Genomic DNA, 22,717 nt, shown 5'->3' with positions numbered 1-22,717 from the left:
CCGGAGCGGGCCGATACCACACTTGCTCGGTACCCCCGTGGTACCCGCTCGGCTGATCCTGAGAAAACACACAGACATCCTCAGGCTGCGGGGGGCGGGATCACATGGAAGCGAAGATCGAGTTAATGGGCCTGATGGCCGTTCGGTGCGCCGGCATCGTCTACCACCTGCATGGCGCGCAGGCCCGGGTGGCGTTCGCCCGCCTGGCCCTGGCCGGCCCGGAGGGCGTGACCCGGCACGAGCTGGCCGATGTCATCTGGCCGGGTGCGCTGCCACCCACCTGGGCATCGGCCCTGCGCACACTGATCAGCCGGCTCCGCGCCTTCGTAGGCCCGCTACAGAGCCACCCGGTGAACCCGCTCGTCAAGCGCGGCGGCCGGTACGTCCTCGCGCTGGACGGCAACGTGCTCATCGACGTGGAGGAGGCGATGCGGGCGGTGACCGACGCCCGCGGGGCGCTCGACGCCGGCGACTTTGCCACCGCGGACCGGCTGGCGGCGGCTGCGGCCGACCGGTTGCGGTTCCCGTTCCTGTCCGAGCATGAGGGGCACTGGGTCGCAGAACGGCGTGAGCGGCTGACCGAGTATCTCGTCACCGCGCTGGAGGTGGCCGGCCAGGCGGCGATGCGTTCCGGCGACCATCCTCGGGCCGCGCTGCTCGCCGAGGAGGCGACAACCCGCGGACCCGAACGGGAGAGCGCCCACCGCTGCCTCATGGCGGTCCGCGAGGCGATGGGCAACCGGGGCGAGGCCCTGCGGGCGTACCAGCGGCTGCGCCGGCACCTCGCCGAGGAGTTCGGGGTCGATCCTTCGCCGGAGACCGAGGCCGCATATCTGGCGCTGCTCGGCCCGGCGTCCGCGCCGGCCGTCCCGAGCGGTGGCGCCGGCGGGTACCGCCACCGCCCGGTGCCGTTCGTCGGGCGCGAGCAGCAGATGACGACGGTGGCCGGTGCCTGGTCCTGGGCCACGCGGGGGCGCCGGCAGTTTGTCCTGGTCACCGGTGAGGCCGGGATCGGCAAGACGCGGCTGCTGCGGGAGGCCGGCGCCGCGGTCGCCGCCGACGGCGGGCTCGTGCTGGTCGGCCGGTGCGATGAGGACGCGATGGTGCCGTACCAGCCGATCGTGGAGGCGCTGGACGGCTACGTCGCCGCCTCGCCGGACGACCCGCTGGACGCCGTCTCGCCGGCCGCCCGGGGCCCGCTGCGCATGCTGCTGCCGTCGCTCGGCGGGCCGTGCCCGTCGGGTGAGCTGCCGGAGCAGCCGGTCGTCTTCGCCGCGTTCGCCCAGCTGCTGACGGTGGCGGCGGGCGAGCGGCCCTGCGCCCTGCTGATCGACGACGTGCACTGGGCCGACCCGCAGACGGTGGCGCTGCTGCGGTATCTGCTGCGCGCCGGCGCCGACACGCGGCTGTGCGTTGTCGTGGCCGCCCGCAACGACCTCCCGACGTCGATCCGGCGCCGGGTGAGGGGCTGCATGGACGAGGTGATGCTGCCGCTGGAGCACACCGGTGAGGGGACCGAGGTGACGCTTGGCGGTCTCGACTTCGCCGCCGCCCGGATGCTCGCCGCCGAGCTCGGGACCGCCGCCGGCACCGCCGACGGTGACCCGGTCCGGTGGGCGCACGCCCGAAGCGGCGGAAATCCGTACATGCTGCTCGAGGTGCTGCGGCACCAGGCCGGTCCCGATGCGGTACCACCGGCCGTCGCGAGGCTGGTCGCGGCGAAGCTCGCCTCGATCGGCCAGGACGCCACCCAGCTGCTGCAGGTCGCGGCCGTCATGGGCCCGTCGTTCGGCTTCGACACCGTCGCGGACGCGGCAAACCTCGATGTCCTGGCCGCTCTCGATGCGCTGGAGGCGTTGCTGGAGATCGGCATCCTGGCCGAGGTGACCGCCGCCGGCTCTCAGCACCCCGACCGGACGGCGGTCTACGAGTTCCGCCACGACATCGTCCGTCAGTCGGTCGACCAGCAGGTGAGTGATGCGCGGCGCCGGCACCTGACCTCCCGGCGGCAGGTCGTGCCTGGTGCCGGTCACGACACGGAGCACCGGCTCTCGCGCACCGGCGCGGAGCGCGTGTGACCACTGTCATGTTTCTGTCACGGTGAGCATCGCTCGTTTAATCAAACGGCCGAAGTTATTACCACCTATTCATGTTAGCGTACGGTCCAATCAAACCAGCGTGACGGTGCTGCTGGGACTCGCCGGTTCAGCAGGCATGAGGGGTTCGCCTCGTATGGTTCGAGTGCCTTTCGTTCCACGTCAGCGGCTCGTGGGAGAAATCCTCAACGTGAGGCATTCGGTCCTCATCGAGGCGGGCGGCGGGTTCGGCAAGAGCGTCCTGATCCGGCAGGTCGGTGCCAGTACCGGCAACAGCATCGAGGTGAGCCTACCTCGCGACCACCCGGTCACGATCGACGAGCTGACATCGTCGATCTTCGACGCGGCCGAGCAGACAACCGACTGGGCATGCCCGCCCGCGAACGGCACCGCCAGGCGGATCGGTGCGCTGCTGGCCGCGTCGCCGGAGCCCAGCCTGCTGGTCGTCGACAACGCCGAGGCGCTCACCGACGACGCCGCCGCCTGGCTCGCCGACCTGGCCCAAGACGGCCCGCAGCCACCACGGATCCTCGTCAGCGGGCGCCTGCTGCCGGCGCCGCTGGCGGCCATGGAGTTCCAGGGCACCGCCGCACGGTTCAACACCCAGGACCTGCGCCTCACGCAGGACGAGGCCGGGGCCCTTGCCCGCCTCGAGATCGGCGACGAGGACGGCGCGCGGCTCGCCGCCACCCTGCACGACCTGTCCGGCGGTTGGGTGGCGCTGCTGCTGGTGATGCTGCGCCGCCTCGCCCGCACGCCGGACCGCATCGCGGCCGCCACGGTCCTGCTGCGCCATCCAGGGCTGATCCGGCAGCTGATGGACCACTACGCCGCCGACCTCGATCCGTCCGACCGCTACCTGCTGACCCAGGTCGCAGCGTTCCCGATGGTCAACGACCGGCTGGTGGAAGGGCTCGGGCACCCGGGGCTGCTGCGCCGCCTCATCCGGGCCGGCATCCCTTTCGCCGTCGGCGCCAACGGGTGGTCACGGCTGTGCAGCGAGTCGCGGGAGTCCCTCGCCGCGCTGGCGCCGCTCGACCCGGCCATCGCGCAGCGGGCCGCCCCGCTGCTGATGTCGCAGGGCGCCGAACTAGCGGCGGCCAGCCTGCTAGCCGACAGCGGCGACCCTGAGCAGGCCGCGACGCTCGTCGCCAAGCTGCCAACCTCCCGGATCAACCAGCTCGATCCGGTCGAGTTCATCCACCTGATGGCCCGCCTCGGGCCGGCCGCCGAAGCCGCCCCACAGGTGCTGCTGCACCTGGCCCGCACCCACCGCAACCTGGGCCAGCTCGCCGAGGAACGGGAAGTCATCGGGCGGGCGCTGCGCATCGTGCGGGAGCAGGATGCCGACGACGACCTCGCTACGGAGGTCGAGAGCGAATGGCTGATCCAGCGTGCGCTGGTGCGTGAGCCGGACGTGCTCGCACACGTCGAACGGCTCCTGGACGGAGCCGCGGAGGGTACGCGTGCGCAGGCGAGCCTGCTCGAGGCCCTCGGCGTGGCCCTGTCCGACCGGCCGGACGAGCCGAGCCTGCGCCGCGCCGAGAACGCCATGCGCCAGGCCGCCATCATGTGGGGCGAGCTGGGCGAGCCCGCCCGCGTCGCGGCCGTCCAGCGCGCGCTCGCCACGCACGTGCTGTCCGTCCTCGGCAAGACCGGTGAGGGCGCCATGTTGCTGCGTAGACTCGGCACCACCAGCGACACCCAGTTCGACCGCATGCTGTGCCTCGTCATGGAGGCGCGGCTGCTGGCGCTGAGCGGCGAGGCCGATCGGCCGCTCGCCATCCTCGACGACGGCATTCGGCTCGCCGAACTGCTGGGCATCGACTGGGTCACCGGCCACGCCGCGTGGACCCGTCTGATCGTGGCAGCCAACGATCATGACACAGCTGGGGTCCTGGAGCACTTAGCCAGGGCCGAGGCACACCTCGGCCAGCTCATGAACCACGACGGCGGCGGTCTGCTCTTCCTGTGCGAGGCCGCCGACGCCTGTGCGGTGGTCGGGGCGGACGGCCCCGCTGCCCGACTGCTCGCCACCGCCCGGGAGCACCGCATCGAAGACTCGCTGACCGTCGCTCTCACGGAGGCGTTCATCGACGCCCGCCGCGGTGACCCCGCCGCCGCCGACGTCCTGCAACGCATGCTCAAGGATGGCGAGATCGCCCCCTGCCTGCGGTGGAAGGCCGAGCTGCTGACCGGCTACGTCCGCCACGCCGCCGGCGACATCGACGCTGCCGACCAGTGCCTGCTGCTCGCGCTGGACCGGGCGGCAAGTCTCGGCCATCCCGACCTGCTCGACCGCCGGGAACGGCGGGTGGCCGGTGTCCTGCGCTCGGCGATTCGGCTGCCGTCGGCGGCCGTGGACGGTCCGCCCGCTGGCGAGGGGGCCGGCGAGGGCGGCTGCTACGAGGTCCGGGTGCTCGGCGGGTTCGAGGTCCGCAAGGGCAACACCGTGCTGCACGGCACCGGCCGGGTCAGCCAGTTGGTGAAGCATCTCGTTCTCGCCAATGGTTCCGTCCGCGTCGAGACGATGGTGGAGGCACTGTGGCCGGGCGAGATGCCCGGGGTCGGGCAGCGCCGCCTCAAGAATGTCCTGACCAGGGTTCGCGCCGCGTACGGGTCGCTGGTGAGCCGGACGGGGCAGCTGCTGAGCCTGTCCTCGTGCAAGGTCGACCTGCACGCGTTCGAGGACCTGGCCCGGGCGGTCGCGGCCGCGCAGGACGACGAGCGCGTCGCCCGCGCCCGCATCGCGCTCACCGCGTTCGGCGGCCCGCTGCTGCCCGATGACCTCTATGACGACGCCATCACGCAACGCCGTGAGGTCATGCGCCGCCGGGTCCTCGGCCTGATCGACGTCGTGCTGACCGCCGCGATCGACGCGGACGCCATGGACGAGGCCATGGCACGCCTGGAGGCGGCCATGGACCTCGACCCGTACGACCAGGAACGACCCCTGCGGGTCACACGGGCCCTGATCGCACGTCAGCGGTATCTGGAAGCGGGCGACCTCGCCGTGCGGGTGATCGCGGCCGCCGGCGAACTGGGTCTGCCGCTCGCCGTCGAGTGGAACGAGCTGTCGCTCGGTTCGCTCAGCGAGTCCCGCGTGCGGCAGGGCGGCGGAGGGCGTCGAGATCCTCACACCATGACTCGAGCCGGTCTGCCCGCAACAGATGCGTGCCGACCAGCAGCCCGGCGTAACCAGCGCTGAGCAAATCGGCGGCCACCCACGGGTCGTCGATCCCGCTGGCGCTGACCGGGCACGACGTCCCGGTCCCGAGCACGGCCGGCAGCAGCTTGCGGCTGCGGTCCATGTCGGCGTCGCCGCGTTCACGGAGGCGGATGTCCTTGTTGTTGACGGCCACCACGCACCCCTCGCACCGGGGGAGGGCCTCGACCTCGTCGTCGCCGGCCACCTCGATGAAGGGGGTCAGATTGAGCGCCAGTGCCCGCTCGGTCAGTCGCTCCAGCGCGACCCGCGGCAGCAGCGTCGCGGTCAGCAGCACCGCGGAGGCACCGAGGTCCTTCGCCACCTGCAGCTGCCCGGCGTTGGTGATGAAGTCCTTCTGCAGGATCGGCAGATCCGTGGACCGGGCGACCTTGGCCAGCAGGCTAGCGTCGCCGCCGAACCAGCGGCCGGTGACGACCGACAGGCACGGGGCGCCCGCGGCTTCGTACCGCGCCACGATCTCGGCCGGGGTGCGGCCACGGAACAGGTCCTCGCCGCCGGCCGAGCGCGGTTTGAGCTCCATGACAACGGGGCGGCCGGCCCCTGTCAGGGCATCGACGAAGGTCGAGGCCATCAGGCTACCTCCTCCATGTCCGGGACAGCACGCCACTGCTGCCGGATGCCGCTGACCCTGACGGGACAGAACGCCCCTGTCAGGTCCCTCGCGGCCGTGTCGACGTCGACACCGGCGAACCGAGGATGCGCGGAAACCTTGTCGTACCTGGGACGGTTGTGGGCCGAGATCCCGCCGGCAAGCAGGAACGGGATCGTCGTCGCCTCGGCAAGGTCGATCACGACGTCGGGGTCCAGTGAGACGCCGGTGCTGCCGACCTGTCCGCCAGGGCTCGTCGCGTCGAACAGGAACATGTCGGTACCGGCCCGCTCGTAGGACGCCAGCAGCGGCCGCTCGACGCAGGCGTCGCCGGTGACGTGCAGCACCTTGACGACCGTAGCCTCCGGCTGGTCTCGCTTGATCGCCGCGACGACGGCCGGCGGCTGGTAACCGTGCAACTGCAGCCACCGCACATCCGCGGCGCGGGATGCCTCCAGGATGGCGGCCGGGTCCCGCAGGAACGTGACCATAATCGGGTCCGGTGCCGGCCGTGTCGCCGTCGCCCAGGCGCTGCGGCACGCCTGCGCCAGGGCGGAGAAGCGGCCGAGGGGCAGGTCGGCGTGGCCGCCCGGCACCCCGTGCCACAGACCGATGAGGTCTGTGCCCGAGGCGCCGAGCAGGGCCACGTCTTCGCGGCGGGTGGCGCCGCAAACCTTCAGCAGCATCCTCACAGCCCCAGCAGCGAAGAGATCCGGTTGTACTGAATCTCGGTCGTTCCCGAGTAGATGGTGCTACCGACGGCGTCGGCGAGCTCGCGGTCCAGTCCGTACTCCGACATGTAGCCGTTACCGCCGAAGATCTGGATGGCCGCCAGCCCGGAGGCGACGTTCGCCTCGCTGGTCAGCAGCTTGCTGATCGCCACGTCCATCGTGACGTTCTGGCCGGCGACGAGGCGTTCGGCGGTGTCGTACAACCACCGGCGCGCCGTCTCCAGGCGGATGCGCATGTCGACCAGCTTGTGCGAGATCGCCTGGTACGAACCGATCGGCTTGCCGAACTGAGTGCGGATCCGGGCATACTCCAGACAGCGCTCGAACCGGTGCTGCATCTCTCCGACGTTGATGATGAACGAGCAGAGGATCTCGTGCGTCATCACGTGTTCGAGCAGCAGGTACCCACGCCCGACACCGCCGATGACCCGGTCGGCCGGCACCCGGCAGTCGTCGAGGAACAGTTCGCTCATCGGCGACGACGTCAGGCCCATCTTCTTGATCGGCTGGCCGGCCGTGAAGCCGGGGGTCTGCGTGTCGACCAGGAACGCGGTGATGCCGAGCGGCCCGCCCTCGGGCCTGGTCCGGGCGTAGACGACGACCACGTCGGCGATCGGGCCGTTGCTGACGAAGCTCTTGCTGCCGTTGAGGACGAAATGGTCGCCGTCCCGTACGGCTGTCGTGCGCATGCTGAGCGCGTCGGACCCGGTGTCGGGCTCGCTGATCGCGTGGGCGCCGATGAGCTCGCCCGCGCACAGCCGGGTCAGGTACCGGTCCTTCTGCGCCTCGGTCCCGAAGTGCTGGAGCAGCACGCCCGTGCTGCACAGGGTGGTGGCGACGGAGAAGCTCAGCCCGCCGTCACGGCACCCTTTGCCGAGGGCCTCCAGCACGTACATCGTGGTGGGCAGGTCGGCGCCCGCCCCGCCCCAGGCGGGGTCGAACGGCAGGCTCATGATCCCTGAGGCGCGCAGCGACTTCCACGCGTCCCACGGGAACCCGCTTCCGGCGGCGTCGTGCTCGCCGACGGCCAGGTCGCGGCAGACCCGCTCCATGCCGTCGCGCAGTGCAAGCTGATCCTTGGTCCAGGTGCGCATGCGCGCGGCCTCAGTACGCGGAGGTGCCGGCTGCGTCGAGGCTGTGCGTCTCGTCGCCGCGCAGGGCGGGCGAGAACACGCACACGAGGCGCAGGTCGGTGTCCGGGTCGGCGATCAGGTAGTGGGCGTCGTGCTTGTCCAGGGCGTAGATCGTGCCCGGGGTGATGCGGTGCGACGTGCCGTCCATGCTGACGACCTCGCCGGCGCCCTCGATGCAGTAGCAGGCCTCCAGGTGGTTGCGGTACTCCAGCAGCGACTTGGTGCCGGCCAGCACGATCGTGTCGGTGACCGTATAGCCGAGGCCGTCGGACTGCAGTAGGAAGCGGCGGCTGACGCCGTTACCCCAGTCAACGGTGAGGACGTTGTCCAGCGAGCGGACGATCATCGGATTGCTCCTCTCAGGATTGGTGAACCGGTCGCAGGGACCGGACGTGGTGGTTGGGACGCAGGTCGGTGACGAGTTCGGCGAGGTCGGCGACGACGTCACCGCCGGTGAGGTATGACGCCTCGGCACGCGCGACGACGGTGCTGCCGACGACCGCCGCGTCGGCGCCCGCCGCGTGTACCCGCTGGACGTCGGCCGTCGTGCGGATCCCGAAACCGACCGCGATCGGCGCGTCGGTCAGGGCCCGCAAGGCGTCGATGGGGGAGCGCAGTGCCTGCGCGTCGGGCGCCGGGCCGGAACCGCTGGCGCCGTAGTGCGTCACCAGGTACACGTAGCCGGAGGCGTGGGCCGCCGCCTCCGCCACGACCGCCGAGGTCGAGGACGCGTAGCACGTGGTGACCACGGGCAGTCCCGCGGCGCCGGCCCGGTCGTGGAAGTCCGGGCGGACCCGGGGTGGTGCTCCGTGCAGGAGCATCCCGGCCGCCCCCGCACCGGCGACGGCCGTGACGACCTGCGCCATGGAACGGGGACGGACGGTGTAGGCCCAATCGGCCAGCACGACCACCTTGAGGTGCAGGTGCCGGCTGCGGCAGCGTTCGACGAACGCGAGGACGTCGCGCAGGTCGGTACCGGCCGCGAGCGCCCGGTCCGCCGACCGCCGGATGACCGGCCCGTCGCTGATGGAGTCGGGGAACGGCACCGCTAGTTCCAAGACGTCGACCTCGTACTCGTCGAGCATGTCGGCGACGTCGTCGAGCACGTCGAACGGCGGGTCGCCGGCGTTGAGGAAGACGGCCAGGCCCGGCGGGCGCGGAAAGTACATGTCATGCACCGGACGCCGCCCGGCTCAGTAGCGGCGACGGCTTGCCGGTCCGCACGGCCTCGATCAAGTTGCGGACCGCACCGTCGCGCATCGCCGCCAGCGCCGAGTCCATCGCGTTGCGCCAGCCCGTCTCCCGTTCGGCCGCGATGGCCAGAGCGGCGGCGTTGAGCGCGACGGTCTGGGTGGCCACCTCGCCGGCCCGCCCGGACACAACGTCCAGGAAGTGCTCGACGAGGCGGTCGTTGTCCGCGACCGCCGCGAGGTCCGGCAGCGAACCGTCGGCGAGTTGCAGGTTCCGGCGGCTCAGCAGGATCTCCGGTGCGTCGGGCCCGGGCAGGACCGCGTTGTCAGCGAAGCTGATGAGCTCGTCGGCACCGACGTTGTTGGTGACCAACCAGATATCGCGGTCCTCGACCGCCGCCGCGAGCCTGCGTGCCAGCGGCAGCAGCCCCGGGTTCGGCAGGCCGGTCAGCTGACGCGTTCCCGGCAGCGCCGGCAGGAACGGGCCCAGCAGGTTGAGCGCCCGGCCGTAGGGCTTCATCGGCAGCGGCAGGATCCGCCGGGCCAGCACGGTCAGCTCCACCGGATACACGAAGTAGCCGGCGAATGCGATGCCGTGGCGGTCCAGCCACGCCGCCGTCTCGTCGTAGGACTTGGTGAGCGGGATCCCGAGCCGGTCCAACAGGTCGATCGAGCCGAATTTGCTGGAGTAGGCCCGCGACCCGGTCTTCACGACGCGGGCCCCCAGTGCCGTCGCGACGAACGCGGCGGCCGTGGAGACGTTGAACGTCGACACACCGCCGCCCGTGCCGACGACGTTGACCGCCCCGGGGAAGGCGCGGACCGGCCCGGTGCGGCGCGCGTGCAGCGACCGGGCCAGGTTGGCGAGCGTGTCCGGAACGACCCCGTCGAGGCTGAGCGCGGCCATGAGCGACGCCGGCTCGCCGGGTCCCAGCGTGTCGGCGCTGAGCTCGTCCCAGAACGACGACCAGGTCGCGGTGTCGACCGGCCGACCGGCCCGCAGGGCGGCGATCGCGGCGTGCACGGGTCAACCCGCCTTGACCGGGTGCGACGCCCGCGCCACGAAGGCGTTGATGGCGTCGACGGTGCGGAAGTTGTCCGGGTCCAGCGCCGCGTCGTTGACGGTGACCTGGAACTCCGACTCGACCCAGGCGATGAGCTTGAGCAGCCCGAGGCTGTCCACGACGCCGTTGGTGAGCAGGTCGTATTCGGTGGTGAGTTCCGACGCCTGCACGCCGGGCAGGAACTCCGTGATCAGGAAGCTCTTGATGTGTTCGATATGGTTCATCGGGCCGGTTCCTTTCTCGCGACGGTCGCCTCCGACTGAGGGGACCTGAGGATCTGGGTGAGGGACTGGCGGTCGACCTTGCCCGTGCTCGTGCGGGGCAAGGGGTCTTCGGAAAGCCGCAGCGTCGACGGGATAGCCGCCGTCGGCAGGTGCCGGGCGCAGTGCTGACGCAGCGCGAGGGTGTTGACGGTGGCGCCGGGCACGCGGCGTAGGACCACGTGCAGCAGGTGCCCGGCGACGGGGTCGGGGACGGCCAGGACGACGGCTTCGGCGACCTGGTCGTGGTCGAGCAGCACCTGTTCGACCACCGCGATGTTGAGCCGCGTGCCGCGAACCTTCACCTGAAAGTCGTTGCGGCCTTCCAGGTACAGCAAGCCGTCGCCGTCGCGGCGCACCACGTCGCCGGTGCGGTAGTAGCGGTCGGAAATGCCCGGCGGGCGGCCCGCGGGGGCCGGCACGAACGGGTTCGGTGCCGCCGGGTCCGCGCCGAGGTACCCCGCGGACTGAAACGGCGTCGCGACGACCAGCTCGCCCTGTCCCGGCCCGGTGATCTCGTTGCCGTCGTCGTCGAGGACGACCGCGTCGACACCGGGCAGCGGGGTGCCGAGCGGGACACCGTCGAGCGGCAACGCGCCGCGGTCGACCTCGTGCATGAAGCTGTCGTTAGTTTCCGTACAGCCGTAGATGTTGTAGAAGCGGCTGGCGGGGAACACGCCGGGCAGCCGGGTGAGGCACCGCGCGGGCAGGTGGTCGCCGGTGAAGATCAGATGGCGTACCGACGTGAGCTGCCGGTCCGCGTCGCAGGCGGCGTCGACCATCAGCTGGTGCGCCATCGGCACGGCCTGCACGACGGTGACGGCGTTGTCGTCGATCGCGTCGATCAGGTACCGCCCGTTGGTGGCGGCGTCCGGGTCGACGAGGACGACCTGACCACCGTGGTGCAGCGTCGCCCACACGTCGAGCAGGCACAGGTCGAAGTTCAGCGGAGCATGATTGAGCACCGATGCGCCGGGGCCGAGGTCGAACTGACCGGCGGCCCAGTCGGCGAAGCGCTCGACCGCGCCCGCGCTGAGCGGCACCAGCTTCGGGATGCCCGTAGACCCCGACGTCGTGAGGATGAACGCGACGTCGTCCGGGTTGCCGGGCACGCCCGGTGCCGGTGTGGTGCCGGCCCGGGCGGGACCGGTGCCGTCGGCGTCGAGCAGATGGCGGCACCGGGCCTTGTCCACGAGGCGTTGCAGCGTGGCTTCCGGCAGGGTCGCCGGTGGCAGTACCACGGGCAGGCGCGCCTTCAGGCACGCCAGCACCATGGCGATGGTGTGCGGTGTTTTCGTTGCGGACACGGCGATCGGCTCCCGGCCGGTCGTGTCGAGCCCGTCGAGGCGGGCAGAGGCAGTGGCGACGAGGTCGCCGAGCTCGCCGTAGGAGATGAGCCGGCCCTTCGCCACGAGGGCCGTGGCGTCCGGCCGGGCGTCGACCTGCCGGGCGAACGACATCCAAATCTCAGTCGGTTTCATCTTCGGTAGCGTGCGGACGGGCGCGCAACATCACCGCAAGGTCCGGCGCGGTCTGCCAGATCGGCTCGGGACGGCCGTGGAAACGGTGGGAGCAAGGCATGCGCGGCTGTTGCGTTCCGCGTGGTACCAACGGGCGACGATGCTGTACCGACTCCGAGGAGCCAGGCTTATGCGGGACATCGCCGTGTTCAGTGGCAGCGCACATCCGGAGCTGGCTGAGGAGATCTGCGCCCAACTCGTCGTGCCGTGCAGCCGGTGCGGATCGACCGGTTCTCCAGCGATTGTCTCGAAGTGCAGTTGCAGACCAACTGCCGCGAGCGGGACGTATGCCTGATCCAGCCGCTCGTCCCGCCGGTGCAGGAGCATCTGGTCGAGCTGCTGATCATGCTCGACGCGGCCCGCGGCGCCTCAGCGGCGCGGACCACCGTCGTCACGTCGCACTATGCCTACGCCCGCTCCGACAAGAAGGACGAGCCACGCTTCTCCATCGGCGGCCGCCTCGTCGCCGACCTGCTCGCCGCCTCCGGTGCGTCGCGGGTGCTGACGATGGCCCTGCATTCACCACAGGTTCACGGGTCTTCAGCGTCCCGGGTCGACCACCTGCACGCCGTCGACCAGCGCGCCGAGACTCAACGGCAGATGAAGGCCCCGATCGTCACCGCCCCCGACGAACGACGCGCCCGGTTGCGCAACCTGAACATCACGAAGCTGCTCGCCACCTGTGCGGATCTGCAACCCGACCAAGGCGACGCGGCCAGCCCAGCCGTCGCCGTCGCCGCCGTGCTTCGCTCGCTGACCCGCCGCCACCAGCACCTATCCATCGAGATCGCCGACCTCGACGAACTACTCGAACCACTGGTCGCCGCCATCAACCCGGCCCTGCTGGCCGCGAACGGCGTCGGACCCGACGTCGCCGGGCAGCTGTTGGTTTGCGCCGGCGAGAACCACGACCGGCTCGCTTCCGAAGCCGCGTTCGCCATGCTCTGTGGGGCCGCTCCGATCCCGGCCAGCTCCGGCGAGACCACCCGGCACCGGCTCAACCGCGGCGGCGACAGACAGGCAACGCCGATTTCGCACACAAGTAACCACCGCAAAATCGCTGAGATCACTTCACTAACCTCGCACCCTGTTGGACGATGGAACATGGATGAGCGACTTTCAGCCATTGCTCGTCTGTCGACGATCGTATTGAATCTTTGGTATGGAACAGGTACGCATCGCGGTCCTTGCCGCCGCCACGCTCTTCGTCGGCCTATCCGCCGGCGTGTTCTTCACGTACTCGACCTCGGTGATGCTGGCCCTGCGCCAGACCGAAGACCGTGTGCTCATCGACGTTATGCAGAAGGTCAACGTCGTCATCCTCAACGGCTGGTTCCTCACCGCCTATGTCGGCGCCCTCGTACTCGCCATCGTCGCGGTCGTCCTGCACCGCGGCCCGGAATACCGCGCCATGTTTCCCTGGCTGCTCGCGGCGACGGTGCTGTACGTCATCCTGTTTGCCGTCACGGCGTTCGTGAGCGCTCCGCTGAACTACCGCCTGGACCGGGCCGGCCCGGTCGCGGACATGGCCGACCCGGCCGCGGTCCGCGCCGCCTTCGAAGCGACCTGGAACCGCTGGAACCTGGTCCGCACGCTCGCCGGCGCCGCATCCCTGCTGACCCTGGCCATGGCCCTGCTCAAACGCTGACTGCCACGCGGCGTCCTCGGTGTACCTGGTGGAGAGGAAATCTGCGATGCTCAGCAGACGATCAGTGATCCTCGATGTATACCGTGACGCGGTGGCGAGTTCGTAGTGTCCGTGTCGGAGGTTCTGCACGAAGGCGTGGCTGGTGACGATCGTCTGGGCGGCGCGGTCGGAACGGAGTCCGCGTATCGGTCTGAGCCGGTGCTTGAACTGGCTGTGGTCGGCCTCGATCGGATTGTTGGCATGCCGTTCGACGTGGTGCCACGCCGACGGGACCAGGTCCTCGAGCACCCTCGGATAGAGCGGGTGCGCGTCGGTGACAACTTCGCTGGGCGTGACCTTCAGCGTGGTCAGCGCTCGGTGGAAGAACCGTCGGGCCGCGGCGGCGTCCCGACGCGGTGAGACGAGCACGTCGATGACCTGACCATGCTGGTCCACGGCCCCGGTGCATGTACCGCCCGTCCCGTTGATTTTGACGTAGGTCGCGTCCACGAACCAGCGGTCACCAGGGGAGTGGCGAGCGAACCGGGCTGCGTCGGCCAGCAGTGGGGTGAACCGCTGCACGCACCGGAAGACCGTGACGTGATCCACCTCGACACCACGCTCGCTCGGCTGCTCCTGTGGGGTCGTGGTATCGATCGCCCCTCGGACACAGATTTGAAGCGTCCCTGCTGTATCTGACGTACCCGCGGTCAAGTTCGCTTGAGCACGGGTTTTCGGCCCTTGCGGCGTCCTCCGTCGGGACTGTTTGCGGTGGGGTTGTTCGCCATGGTTGACGTAACTGTCGCTGCCTTGGTGCCTCCTGGACTGCCGGGTCTTTCTCGTCGGGCAGCGTCGACGTGTCCCGGGCCGCCTCGAGCTCGGCCCGTAGCCGCGGTATGTCGGTGGCGAGTCGCTCGGCGGCGCCTGCGGGGAGCGGTCCGTGCTCGGCCTCCCGCTTGGCGGCGATGAGGTCGGGCACGTACGCCAACCTCGTCCCGAGCACACCAAGGTCGGTCTCCAGGCGGCCGGTGCGCATCAGGTGGATTCCGGTGAGCAGGACTCGCAGCGTGTACAACACGGGCTTGAGCTGCCCGGTCCTGGCGTACTGCTTTTCCTGGGTGGCCGCGAATCCAAGGTAGTGATGCGCGTGGTGACGGGTGATCAGTTGCGGGGCCAGCGACGTGAGTTCGGCGTGTACCGCGGTGGTCACGACCACCAGCGGCGACAGCAGCTGTTCCAGGACGTACCCGTTGCGGCTGGTCAACAGCTTGGCGAACTTCAGCAGGTCGTGGCTGACCACGTCCAGCTCGATTCCGTCACGCACGCCGGTGTACTGCAACGTCTGTGGCCCGGTACGCAAACCGACCACCTCCGTCGGCGACAGTAGGTCCACGCGGCCAGCCGCCTCATCGTGTACATCGCAGGTCCGTTGTCACGGTCGCCGCCGCGCCCCGACCGCGCGGTCGGGGCAGGCGTGCGCCCGGATCCGATGCCGCGGTCGTGCGGGCGTGTCGGCTCTCGTGACCGCCAACTTGCTGCTTTACTATGGCACTAGGAAAGCAGCAAGGGGCTACGTGTTCGTCTTCCGGCTCGACACCCACTCCGGCGTGCCGCCGTCCTGCAACTCGTTCAGCAGGTCCGCCAGGCGGTGCTGCTGGGCTTTCTCCAACCCGGTGACCGCCTCCCGCTCATCCGCGAGGTGGTCGAGGACCTGGCGATCAATCCGAACACCGTCGCCAAGGCGTACCGGCAGATGGAGCAGGAGAACCTGGTCACCGGCCGGCCCGGCCAGGGCACGTTCGTCAATGAACAGCAGTCGGCCGCGATGTCGGCATCGACGTACACGTCGCTGCGCCGCGGCCTGGCAACCTGGCTGCGCCGCGCCTACGCGGCCGGCCTCGACGAGCAGGCGGTCAACGCGCTTTTTACTTCCGTCCACCAGCGGACGAGGAATGAGGAAGTGGCGTGACAGCGACCGAGTTCGCGCTGCGCACCGACGGTGTGGGCAAGCGGTACCGGAAGGGCTGGGCGCTGCGCGACTGCACCCTGGCCCTGCCGGCGGGCGGCGTGATCGCCCTGGTCGGGCCGAACGGCGCGGGCAAGACCACGCTGCTGCGCCTGGTCGTCGGGTTGCTGGCACCGAGCACCGGCACGGTGGAGGTCCTTGGCCACGACGTCACCGCCAGCACCCCGCAAACTCTGTCCCGGGTCGGGTTCCTGGCCCAGGACCACCCGCTGTACAAGCGCTTCACCGTCGCCGAGATGCTCCGCTTCGGCCGGGCCTGCAACCTGCGGTTCGACCAGGGGCTGGCCGAGCGCCGGCTGGCGAAGCTGGGCATCCCGCTCGACCGCAGGGCCGGTACGCTCTCCGGCGGGCAGCAGGCCCAGGTCGCGTTGGCTCTGGCCCTGGCGAAGCGGCCGGACCTGCTCGTCCTCGACGAGCCGGTGGCCAGCCTCGACCCGCTGGCCCGGCACGAGTTCCTGCAGGTCCTCATGGGCGCGGTGGCCGAAGGCGGGGTAACCGTCCTGTTCTCCTCCCACGTCGTGCACGAGCTGGAGCGCGTCTGCGACCACCTGGTCGTGCTCAACCACGGCCGGGTCACGCTCACCGGTGACATCGACACCCTCCTCGCCGAGCACCGGCTGCTCGTCGGCCCGCGCACGGCCACCGACCTCGACCGGGCCGGCGCCGTCGTGGAGGCCGTCCACAGCGACCGGCACACGACCCTGCTGGTACGCGACGGCGCGATCCCGGCCGCGCCTGGGTGGCAGGCCCAGCCGGTCGCGCTGGAGGACCTGGTGCTGGCGTACCTGCGCCGGCCGTCCGAGCCGAGCGCCGCGGTCACGTCGGGGGCGCCGGCATGACGTGGTTGATCTGGCGCCAGCACCGGACCGAGGTCTGCGTCCTGGGTCTACTTGTCGGCATGTTCGGCATTGCCCTGCTCGTGCTCGGGACGCAGGCCCACGACCTGTTCCCCGGCGGTCCCGCCCGGTGTGCGGGAGAGGCCGGTATCAACGAGGACTGCGCGGCCTCCTTCCGCCGGCTCGACGAGGAGTACGGGTACGTCGAGAACCTCCTGGCGGGCTTCTATCTGGTCCCCGTCGTCATCGGTGCGTTCCTCGGTGCGCCGCTGCTCGCGCGCGAACTGGAGGACGGCACCTGGCAGCTCGCCTGGACGCAGGCCGTGCCGCGGATGCGCTGGCTGGCGGCCAAGCTCGCGGCACTGGCCGGCGTCACCGTCACGCTCACCGGGATGTTCACCGCGGTGCTCACCTGGTTCCGTCAGCCATTCGACGCGTGGGAAGGGCGGTTCCAGTACGACGCCTTCGACCTGGAGGGACTTGTTCCGGTGGCGTACGCGCTGTTCGCGTTCGGCGTCGCCACCGCCGCCGGGGCGATCCTGCGGCGCAGCCTGCCCGCGTTCGGCGTCGCGTTCGGGGCGTTCCTCGCCGCCCGGATGCCGGTGGCGCTGTTGGCCCGTCCCGCGTACGCCACCCCGCTCACCAGCATGGAGCCGGTCGGAGTCGGCGGCTCGAAGGATCAGGCGGGGCACCGGCCCGTGCCCAGCTTCGCTGACTGGATAATCGAACACGGCTACGCAGACGCCACCGGGCGCAGGCTGAGCTGGACCGAGTACTACGAGCTGGAGGGCGCCGCCAACCGGGCCGGCACCAATTTCAACCAGTTCCTGCACGCGCGGGGCATCCAGCAGTTCGGGGTCTACCACCCGGCCGACCGGTTCTGGACGTTCCAGCTCATCGAGGCGGCCCTGTTCGTCGCCGTCGCGGCGGTCCTGATCGGTGTGGTGGTGTGGCGGGTACGGCGCCGTATGGTCTAGTGCCCTGACCACAAACGTTCACGATGTTCGTTGACACGCTGTTCGGCCTGTCGGCCGGGTGGCGTGTCGACGTTCACGCGTGTGGATGGCAGAGCTGGGCTTCCCTTGGGGGGGTGTGGCACCGGGTTATGGCGCGATCGGTAGCAGCGCGTAGTTCGAGGGTTTGTTCGTACTCGGCGGGGCTGCGAGGGCGGAGTGGCGACGGCGGTGGTTGTAGAAGGCGATCCAGCGGAAGATGCCGCGTCGGGCGTCGGCCTCGCTGTTCCGCGTCGCCGCGCGAAACGCCCGCCTCGCGCTCGTCCCGCGCCGCGGCCACATCAACATCATGGCCGAGACAACTGTGCTCGCCGGACTCGTCACCACCGCGGCCGCATCGGCAGTGCCAGCCCCGTAGCGATTCCACGTAACAGCCGAGGTCCCGAACGTTGCCAGAACCGCCGGGTCAAGGCCAGACTTGGTCAACGGACGCTACGCGCGTCGGCTGCCGTCTTGGCGCTGAAAAATATTGACGAGCGGCGATGGCGGAATAGCGCGAAGTTGACCCTCGCCACATCGAGCTATTGGTCTTGGCTTCCGGATCTGCCGCCGTCCGAGCGCGGTGGCCGCCCGGCGGCGCGTTCGACTCGATCAGCTCTCGCGGAGCTGTCGGAATAGCCGACGTCCGTGGAGCCCTGCGCGACGTGGACGCGAAAGCGACTCAGCTAGCGGCGCATGGCGGTGAGGGAGGGAACCGAACCCCAAGGCATTGCGGCCCTGTCCGCTTTCGAGGCCGCGCCCGTCACCTATCGGGGTGGCCTCACCATGAGTGGGGCTGGCCGGATTCGTTATCTCTACTCTCGGAGCTCCACGGCAGCGCTTACCCAGCTCAGAGTCGCCAGCGCGACGCGGCCAACCCTTGCACGATCTGCAACGGTTCACGCTCGCCCGCTTGGACAGCACGCCGACAGCGGGCATGGTGGACGGGCCATGATCCTCTGCGCCGCCGGCCGACGAGGAGTCGTTCGGCGCAGCGCGGCGAGCGCGAGCAGGACGCCGCGCTGCCGGTGAGCTGGCGGCGATGGGCTCCTGTGATTCAGCGCGCGCGGCGGTAGTGCATGACCACCGCGCCGTTGCGGAGCGGCTCCGCCGAGAGCAGCTCGAGCTGGCGCGTGCCGGGCAGCCCGCCCTGGTACAGCGTCGGGCCGTGGCCGGCGATTCTGGGATGGACGAGCAGCTTGTACTCGTCGATCAGGTCCAGCCGGTCGAGCTCGTTCGCGAGCTTGCCGCTTCCGAGGAGGACCCCGGCCGGGGTTGCGTCCTTGAGCTTCTGCACGCCCTCACGCAGATCGCCGGCGATGTGGTGGCTGTTGGGCCACGGAAAGTCCTTGCGCGTCGACGACACCACGTACTTGGGTTTGGCCTCCAGCTTGACCGCCCACTCGCGCATGGCCGGCGGCGCCTCCTCGTCGCTGCGGGCGACGGCCGGCCAGTAGCTCTCCATCATCTCGTAGGTGACGCGACCCCACAGCATTGCCCCGCCCTCGTCCATGAGACGGGTGAAGAAGGCGTGCGTCTCGTCGTCGGCGATCCCCTCCTGGTGGTCGACGCAACCGTCCAGGGTGAGGTTGAGGCTGAAGGTGAGGAGTCCCATGGCCGGCGAGTCTACGCCGATGCGTCGGCAATGACCTGGCCTGCACTTCTTTCTGCGTGCCCCCGGCGCGATTCGAACGCGCGACCCCCAGATCCGTAGTCTGGTGCTCTATCCACTGAGCCACGGGGGCATGGTGTCGTCGGGTGGAGTTGCACCACCGCATCTCTCGGTTATCAGCCGGGTGCCTTAACCAGTTTGGTCACGACGCATGGCGGAAGGTGAGGGACTCGAACACCCGACGGTGTGACCCGTTACGGGTTAGCAACCCGCTGCCTTACCAACTCGGCCAACCTTCCATGCGCGCCAGCAACGGATATTCGGAGGCACGTTCATGTGATTCGTTGGTGAGCTAGAACGAGCGGTGCTCAGCGGAGAGCCGTTTCAGCATTCCGGCCGCCGCGACGATATCGGCGGCATCACCCCCGGCCTGGGCGGGTCGTCGGGGTTGACGCTGGGGCGGACATACAGCCGAGCCGTGGGCGACATCGTAGGGTGGCCTTGACGCTGACAGCGACCCGCTGGCAGGAACTCAACGATCTTCACTCATGCGAAAGCTCAGGTCACAGAGACGTCCAGTTACGGATGTCTCGGTGAACCTCGGTGGTTATCCGCACACCGTAGTTGAAGTTCAGGTTGGGGCCGGGATGGTAGCCGTGGATGGCCGTGACGCATGGGCCACAGCCGGGCACGGCCGGCACGTAGACCGGTGAACCGTTCTGACCAAAGAAAGTGTCGTTGTCATAGGAGAGGCGCTGCGCGGTGGAGGGACCGACGACACCATCGGCTGCCCACTGCAACCAGGGCGTGGACTGCTTATCATTGGGGAAGCCCTGAGTCCGCACCGCGGTGCCGGCGAAGATGTAGTTCGTCGAGTATCCATAGGCGCCCGTCAGCTGCCCGAGGGGCTGCCCCGACGGTCGGCAGTCGACCTTGACGGCGCCGTAGTCGTACTCGGGAACGGGCGGAACACCCCAACGCGCCGCCTTGTAGAGGACCCTGGCCGGGCAGATGATCGCATTCGGGCCGCCGACGTGGACGTGATAGTTGCTGTGCCAGATGCCGGTCTCCGCACCGTAGACGCAGTGGCCAGCCGTGATGATGGTGGTGCTGCGATCATGGTGGCCGGACACCCAGCCGGTGCAGCGGCCCGCCTTCCACTGACCGTCGTGATCGTAGTACGAGAAGGTGAGAAGGACGGTCGCGGTAGCGGGATAGGCCGCCGGATCGACCGGGTAACGGCCATCGGTGCCGATGATGGCCTGGGTGCCGATGTTCTCGGTCAGCGACACGGCGGCGGCCGGAGCCTGCGCCACGGTCAGGCCGGTGATCGCGGCGAGCACGGCCGCGAGTACCCGCCGTACGGTGAATCTGGAGACCATGTCGATCAACCTGACCAAACATCGAATAACAGATCACTACTTAGACTGATGTAGATGAGTGTGATGCCGACGGCGACGGTAGGCAAGGGGATGGATGACGTGGACGGCGGAGCGCGACACCCCGAAGGCGAACCGATTGCCGCACGGTCTCGATCATGCTGGCGAAACTCCGGCGGATTGGTGCGGGCGTCCGAACTCATCCCTCGGCCCGCTCGGCCAGCACCTGGCGGGCGTCGCCGAGGTGCAGCTCGATTGGGGCGACCCGCCGGGGCCGGGGCCGGCCGTGTAGCTGTGGACGTCGATGCTATTCGCCGGATGGACTGCGCGGTCGCACCGTTTGTCTGTTGTGGTCGGTAATAGGGCGGGCAGGCTCCGGTGCTTGTGTTGACCGATGAGATCGTGGGTTGGTGGGCAGGTTTGGGCGATCTGCTGGCGCGGTTCGCGCACCGGTTCGAGCGGATGGAGCCGCGCCGGCAGGCGCTGAGTTACCTGGTCGGGTTGTCGTCGCCGCTGTTGAGCAAGAACGGCTGGACCTGGCAGAGGCCGCCGGTGACTGGCGTGGAAGTGCCGCAGCTGCGGTGACGGCGTCAAAGGGTCGCGACTCTGGCGGTGGCATCCCTGCCCGGCGCTGACGGCGGCTACGGCCACTGGCTGTTGATTCGCCGCGGTATCACCGATCCCACCGATCTGGCCTACTTCGCCGGATCCGGTGGGCGATCGAGGAGTGCTTCCAGACCGCCAAAACCGAGGTCGGCCTGGACTACTACCAGGTGCGTCGGTACGACGCCTGGTACCGACTGGTGCCGCAGCACGAGCACCTCGACCGCGTTGGCGTGCCCAGCGCGGGCCAACAGGGTGACCGACCACAGTGCCTGACGAAGAATCAGCTAGCCGAATGACCGGATCATGACCGGAAGCATGCCGCCATCCATCGGTCACGCAGCAGACAAAGCCGCACTTCAGCACCTGCGACCGAGTCACCGGCCGCCCACGACGCCATGGCGGCGGGTTCATCTTCGGTGACCCGGGCAGTTGGGGCGACCCGGAGGTAGCCACGACATCTACGTCGGTGGCGGCAAGATGTGGTCGTCGCCGCGGACCGGCAAGACCGTCAGCAAGCAGAGGATCTGGAGCCGTAACTACGTCGTCGGGCGCCTGGCCTGACAGTGACGAGCACCATCAGCCACGGTCGGATCGATTCCGGTCCCGCCGTGGCTGATGCGTCTTGCGCCTCTGTCACGCACTCTGCACGGGTTGCCGCAAGCACCGCGAGCAGGGCCGAAACTTTCGGAATCATCAGGTTGTGCGTTGCCCACCTTCTTCCGGGTCTATCGACGCCTGACCAACACGACGACCTCGTGCCCTTCAGCCTGGGAAAACGTCCGGCTGGTCCGGCCAGCCCAGGGTGTGGTTTCCGAAATGTTTCCGATAGGTGTTGACGATGTGACGAACTGGTGTCGATACTGGCGGCAGCAACATCGACCTGGCTCAATTTCGTCTCGGGCTGCCACCGCGGCCCGGAACTCCGGTCGTCGAACACATGACGACCGGCCCCCACCACCGCGTGTTATGGCCCACGCACGGTGGTCCGACACCACGGCCACCGACAGTGCTACCGGGTCGCGTATCACGCTGTCTGGCCTTCCGCCAGCCCTTCACGAGGAGGAAGCATGCATATGCACAAGGCTCCCGTCCAACGGAAGAGTCGCAGAGGCAGCCGCCTCAGGATGCTCATCGGCAGTGCATGCGCCGTAGCGTTGGTCATGACCGGCGCGGCCGTGCTCCTGGCCAGCCCCGCCCAGGCCGAGGCCGACCGGCAGGTCTGCTCGAACACGACCGGCACGCACAACGGGTTCTACTTCTCGTTCTGGAAAGACAGTGGCGACGCCTGCATGGTGCTGCGCGAGAACGGCCGGTACTCCAGCTCGTGGAGCAGGAGCACTAACAACTGGGTCGGCGGCAAGGGCTGGGCCACCGGCAGCCGCCGAACGGTCAGCTACTCGGGCAGCTACAACCCGGGCAACAACAACACCTACCTCGCGCTGTACGGATGGACGCGGAACCCGCTCATCGAGTACTACGTCGTGGAGAACTTCGGCAGCTACAACCCGAGCAGCGGGGCCCAACGGCTGGGCACGGTCACCACTGACGGCGGCACCTACGACATCCTCCGCAGCCAGCGGGTCAACGCGCCGTCGATCGACGGCCCCGCCACGTTCTACCAGTACTGGAGCGTCCGCCAGCAGAAGCGCAGCAGTGGCACCATCACCACCGCCAACCACTTCGACGCCTGGGCCCGCGTTGGCCTGAACCTCGGCAGCAGCTGGGCCTACCAGATCATGGCGACCGAGGGCTACCAGAGCCAGGGAAGCTCCGACATCACCGTCCGGGAAGGCACCTCCAACCCGCCCGGCAACCCCACCACCCCAC

The 22,717-nt window shown here is 69.4% G+C and carries 18 protein-coding genes, 2 tRNA genes and 4 pseudogenes; 11 read left to right on the top strand and 13 right to left on the bottom strand.

What is annotated here, in order from left to right:
- Positions 1 to 134: 134 nt before the first annotated feature.
- Both E1166_RS03435 and E1166_RS03430 read left to right on the top strand, forming a co-directional pair.
- The gene (locus tag E1166_RS03435; RefSeq protein WP_165944224.1) at positions 135 to 2,078 is read left to right on the top strand and encodes an AAA family ATPase; all 1,944 of its coding nucleotides are present in this window, start codon (positions 135 to 137) and stop codon (positions 2,076 to 2,078) included.
- A gap of 208 nt (positions 2,079 to 2,286) precedes the next feature.
- Positions 2,287 to 5,304: a BTAD domain-containing putative transcriptional regulator gene (locus tag E1166_RS03430; protein ID WP_132335694.1), complete on the top strand. Its 3,018-nt coding sequence runs from the start codon at positions 2,287 to 2,289 to the stop codon at positions 5,302 to 5,304.
- On the opposite strand, the gene E1166_RS03425 is transcribed toward E1166_RS03430, so the two are convergent.
- From E1166_RS03425 to E1166_RS03390, 8 genes are read right to left on the bottom strand one after another with little or no spacing between them, the layout of a single operon-like run.
- Positions 5,186 to 5,896 (bottom strand): indole-3-glycerol-phosphate synthase, encoded by a 711-nt coding sequence (locus E1166_RS03425; protein ID WP_132335692.1) that lies wholly within the window; start codon positions 5,894 to 5,896, stop codon positions 5,186 to 5,188. The genes E1166_RS03430 and E1166_RS03425 overlap by 119 nt on opposite strands.
- A complete protein-coding gene (locus E1166_RS03420; RefSeq protein ID WP_207913975.1) occupies positions 5,896 to 6,600 on the bottom strand; it encodes a hypothetical protein in 705 nt (234 codons plus the stop codon). The genes E1166_RS03425 and E1166_RS03420 overlap by 1 nt, the downstream gene beginning before the upstream one ends.
- Before the next feature lie 2 nt (positions 6,601 to 6,602).
- Positions 6,603 to 7,739, bottom strand: a complete 1,137-nt coding sequence (locus tag E1166_RS03415) for an acyl-CoA dehydrogenase family protein (protein WP_132335688.1) — start codon at positions 7,737 to 7,739, stop codon at positions 6,603 to 6,605.
- 10 nt (positions 7,740 to 7,749) lie between these two features.
- Positions 7,750 to 8,124: an ectoine synthase gene (locus tag E1166_RS03410; RefSeq protein WP_132335686.1), complete on the bottom strand. Its 375-nt coding sequence runs from the start codon at positions 8,122 to 8,124 to the stop codon at positions 7,750 to 7,752.
- 13 nt (positions 8,125 to 8,137) lie between these two features.
- On the bottom strand, positions 8,138 to 8,947 hold the full coding sequence (trpA, locus tag E1166_RS03405) for a tryptophan synthase subunit alpha (RefSeq protein ID WP_132335684.1): 810 nt from the start codon (positions 8,945 to 8,947) through the stop codon (positions 8,138 to 8,140).
- A 1-nt stretch (position 8,948) separates the two neighbouring features.
- Positions 8,949 to 9,992, bottom strand: coding sequence for a hypothetical protein (locus E1166_RS03400; protein ID WP_132335682.1), 1,044 nt, complete (start codon positions 9,990 to 9,992; stop codon positions 8,949 to 8,951).
- A gap of 3 nt (positions 9,993 to 9,995) precedes the next feature.
- On the bottom strand, positions 9,996 to 10,256 hold the full coding sequence (locus E1166_RS03395; RefSeq protein ID WP_132335680.1) for an acyl carrier protein: 261 nt from the start codon (positions 10,254 to 10,256) through the stop codon (positions 9,996 to 9,998).
- Complete coding sequence (locus E1166_RS03390; RefSeq protein WP_132335678.1) at positions 10,253 to 11,773, bottom strand: AMP-binding protein; 1,521 nt, start codon at positions 11,771 to 11,773, stop codon at positions 10,253 to 10,255. The genes E1166_RS03395 and E1166_RS03390 overlap by 4 nt, the downstream gene beginning before the upstream one ends.
- Before the next feature lie 169 nt (positions 11,774 to 11,942).
- Between E1166_RS03390 and prs the strand changes: the two are divergent.
- The 3 genes and pseudogenes from prs to E1166_RS31755 all read left to right on the top strand — a co-directional run.
- A pseudogene (gene prs, locus E1166_RS31760) lies at positions 11,943 to 12,829 on the top strand (ribose-phosphate diphosphokinase); the annotation flags it as partial.
- Between the two features lie 145 nt (positions 12,830 to 12,974).
- Positions 12,975 to 13,460, top strand: coding sequence for an anthrone oxygenase family protein (locus E1166_RS03370; protein ID WP_132335674.1), 486 nt, complete (start codon positions 12,975 to 12,977; stop codon positions 13,458 to 13,460).
- Between the two features lie 111 nt (positions 13,461 to 13,571).
- Complete coding sequence (locus E1166_RS31755; protein ID WP_243710129.1) at positions 13,572 to 13,859, top strand: hypothetical protein; 288 nt, start codon at positions 13,572 to 13,574, stop codon at positions 13,857 to 13,859.
- A 394-nt stretch (positions 13,860 to 14,253) separates the two neighbouring features.
- On the opposite strand, the pseudogene E1166_RS03360 reads toward E1166_RS31755, so the two are convergent.
- Positions 14,254 to 14,826 (bottom strand): annotated as a pseudogene (locus E1166_RS03360) (nucleotidyltransferase domain-containing protein); the annotation flags it as partial.
- 187 nt (positions 14,827 to 15,013) lie between these two features.
- Between E1166_RS03360 and E1166_RS03355 the strand changes: the two are divergent.
- From E1166_RS03355 to E1166_RS03345, 3 genes and pseudogenes are all read left to right on the top strand, one after another.
- Positions 15,014 to 15,408, top strand: a pseudogene (locus E1166_RS03355) (GntR family transcriptional regulator).
- On the top strand, positions 15,405 to 16,304 hold the full coding sequence (locus E1166_RS03350; RefSeq protein WP_132335672.1) for an ABC transporter ATP-binding protein: 900 nt from the start codon (positions 15,405 to 15,407) through the stop codon (positions 16,302 to 16,304). Before E1166_RS03355 ends, E1166_RS03350 begins: the two are co-directional and overlap by 4 nt.
- On the top strand, positions 16,301 to 17,278 hold the full coding sequence (locus E1166_RS03345) for an ABC transporter permease subunit (RefSeq protein ID WP_132335670.1): 978 nt from the start codon (positions 16,301 to 16,303) through the stop codon (positions 17,276 to 17,278). The genes E1166_RS03350 and E1166_RS03345 overlap by 4 nt, the downstream gene beginning before the upstream one ends.
- A 1,072-nt stretch (positions 17,279 to 18,350) precedes the next feature.
- Here E1166_RS03345 and E1166_RS03340 read toward each other — a convergent pair.
- The 4 genes from E1166_RS03340 to E1166_RS03320 all read right to left on the bottom strand — a co-directional run bounded on the left by E1166_RS03340 (position 18,351) and on the right by E1166_RS03320 (position 20,287).
- Positions 18,351 to 18,908, bottom strand: a complete 558-nt coding sequence (locus tag E1166_RS03340; protein ID WP_132335668.1) for a dihydrofolate reductase family protein — start codon at positions 18,906 to 18,908, stop codon at positions 18,351 to 18,353.
- Positions 18,909 to 18,965: 57 nt separating this feature from the next.
- Positions 18,966 to 19,038, bottom strand: a tRNA-Arg gene (locus E1166_RS03335).
- A 79-nt stretch (positions 19,039 to 19,117) separates the two neighbouring features.
- Positions 19,118 to 19,204, bottom strand: a tRNA-Ser gene (locus E1166_RS03325).
- A gap of 264 nt (positions 19,205 to 19,468) precedes the next feature.
- Positions 19,469 to 20,287 (bottom strand): hypothetical protein, encoded by an 819-nt coding sequence (locus tag E1166_RS03320; RefSeq protein ID WP_132335666.1) that lies wholly within the window; start codon positions 20,285 to 20,287, stop codon positions 19,469 to 19,471.
- Positions 20,288 to 20,671: 384 nt separating this feature from the next.
- Between E1166_RS03320 and E1166_RS03315 the strand changes: the two genes are divergently transcribed.
- The 3 genes and pseudogenes from E1166_RS03315 to E1166_RS03305 form a co-directional block, all read left to right on the top strand.
- Positions 20,672 to 20,869, top strand: coding sequence for a hypothetical protein (locus E1166_RS03315; protein WP_132335664.1), 198 nt, complete (start codon positions 20,672 to 20,674; stop codon positions 20,867 to 20,869).
- A 54-nt stretch (positions 20,870 to 20,923) separates the two neighbouring features.
- Positions 20,924 to 21,081, top strand: a pseudogene (locus E1166_RS31750) (IS701 family transposase); the annotation flags it as partial.
- Positions 21,082 to 22,050: 969 nt separating this feature from the next.
- Positions 22,051 to 22,717 (top strand): glycoside hydrolase family 11 protein (locus E1166_RS03305; protein WP_165944223.1); only part of this gene is annotated, 667 nt, incomplete at its 3' end.

Origin of the sequence: Micromonospora sp. KC213 (assembly GCF_004348325.1) — a bacterium.
Lineage (GTDB): Bacteria > Actinomycetota > Actinomycetes > Mycobacteriales > Micromonosporaceae > Micromonospora.
This window is presented reverse-complemented; position numbering and strand designations above follow the sequence as displayed.

Bases quoted from the DNA above. Each gene is read 5' to 3' on its own strand.
- E1166_RS03435 (WP_165944224.1), top strand. From the start codon at position 135: ATGGCCGTTCGGTGCGCCGGCATCGTCTACCACCTGCATGGCGCGCAG.
- E1166_RS03425 (WP_132335692.1), bottom strand. From the start codon at position 5,896: ATGGCCTCGACCTTCGTCGATGCCCTGACAGGGGCCGGCCGCCCCGTT.
- E1166_RS03420 (WP_207913975.1), bottom strand. From the start codon at position 6,600: ATGCTGCTGAAGGTTTGCGGCGCCACCCGCCGCGAAGACGTGGCCCTG.
- E1166_RS03415 (WP_132335688.1), bottom strand. From the start codon at position 7,739: ATGCGCACCTGGACCAAGGATCAGCTTGCACTGCGCGACGGCATGGAG.
- E1166_RS03410 (WP_132335686.1), bottom strand. From the start codon at position 8,124: ATGATCGTCCGCTCGCTGGACAACGTCCTCACCGTTGACTGGGGTAAC.
- trpA (WP_132335684.1), bottom strand. From the start codon at position 8,947: ATGTACTTTCCGCGCCCGCCGGGCCTGGCCGTCTTCCTCAACGCCGGC.
- E1166_RS03395 (WP_132335680.1), bottom strand. From the start codon at position 10,256: ATGAACCATATCGAACACATCAAGAGCTTCCTGATCACGGAGTTCCTG.
- E1166_RS03390 (WP_132335678.1), bottom strand. From the start codon at position 11,773: ATGAAACCGACTGAGATTTGGATGTCGTTCGCCCGGCAGGTCGACGCC.
- E1166_RS03370 (WP_132335674.1), top strand. From the start codon at position 12,975: ATGGAACAGGTACGCATCGCGGTCCTTGCCGCCGCCACGCTCTTCGTC.
- E1166_RS03345 (WP_132335670.1), top strand. From the start codon at position 16,301: ATGACGTGGTTGATCTGGCGCCAGCACCGGACCGAGGTCTGCGTCCTG.
- E1166_RS03340 (WP_132335668.1), bottom strand. From the start codon at position 18,908: ATGGGACTCCTCACCTTCAGCCTCAACCTCACCCTGGACGGTTGCGTC.
- E1166_RS03320 (WP_132335666.1), bottom strand. From the start codon at position 20,287: ATGGTCTCCAGATTCACCGTACGGCGGGTACTCGCGGCCGTGCTCGCC.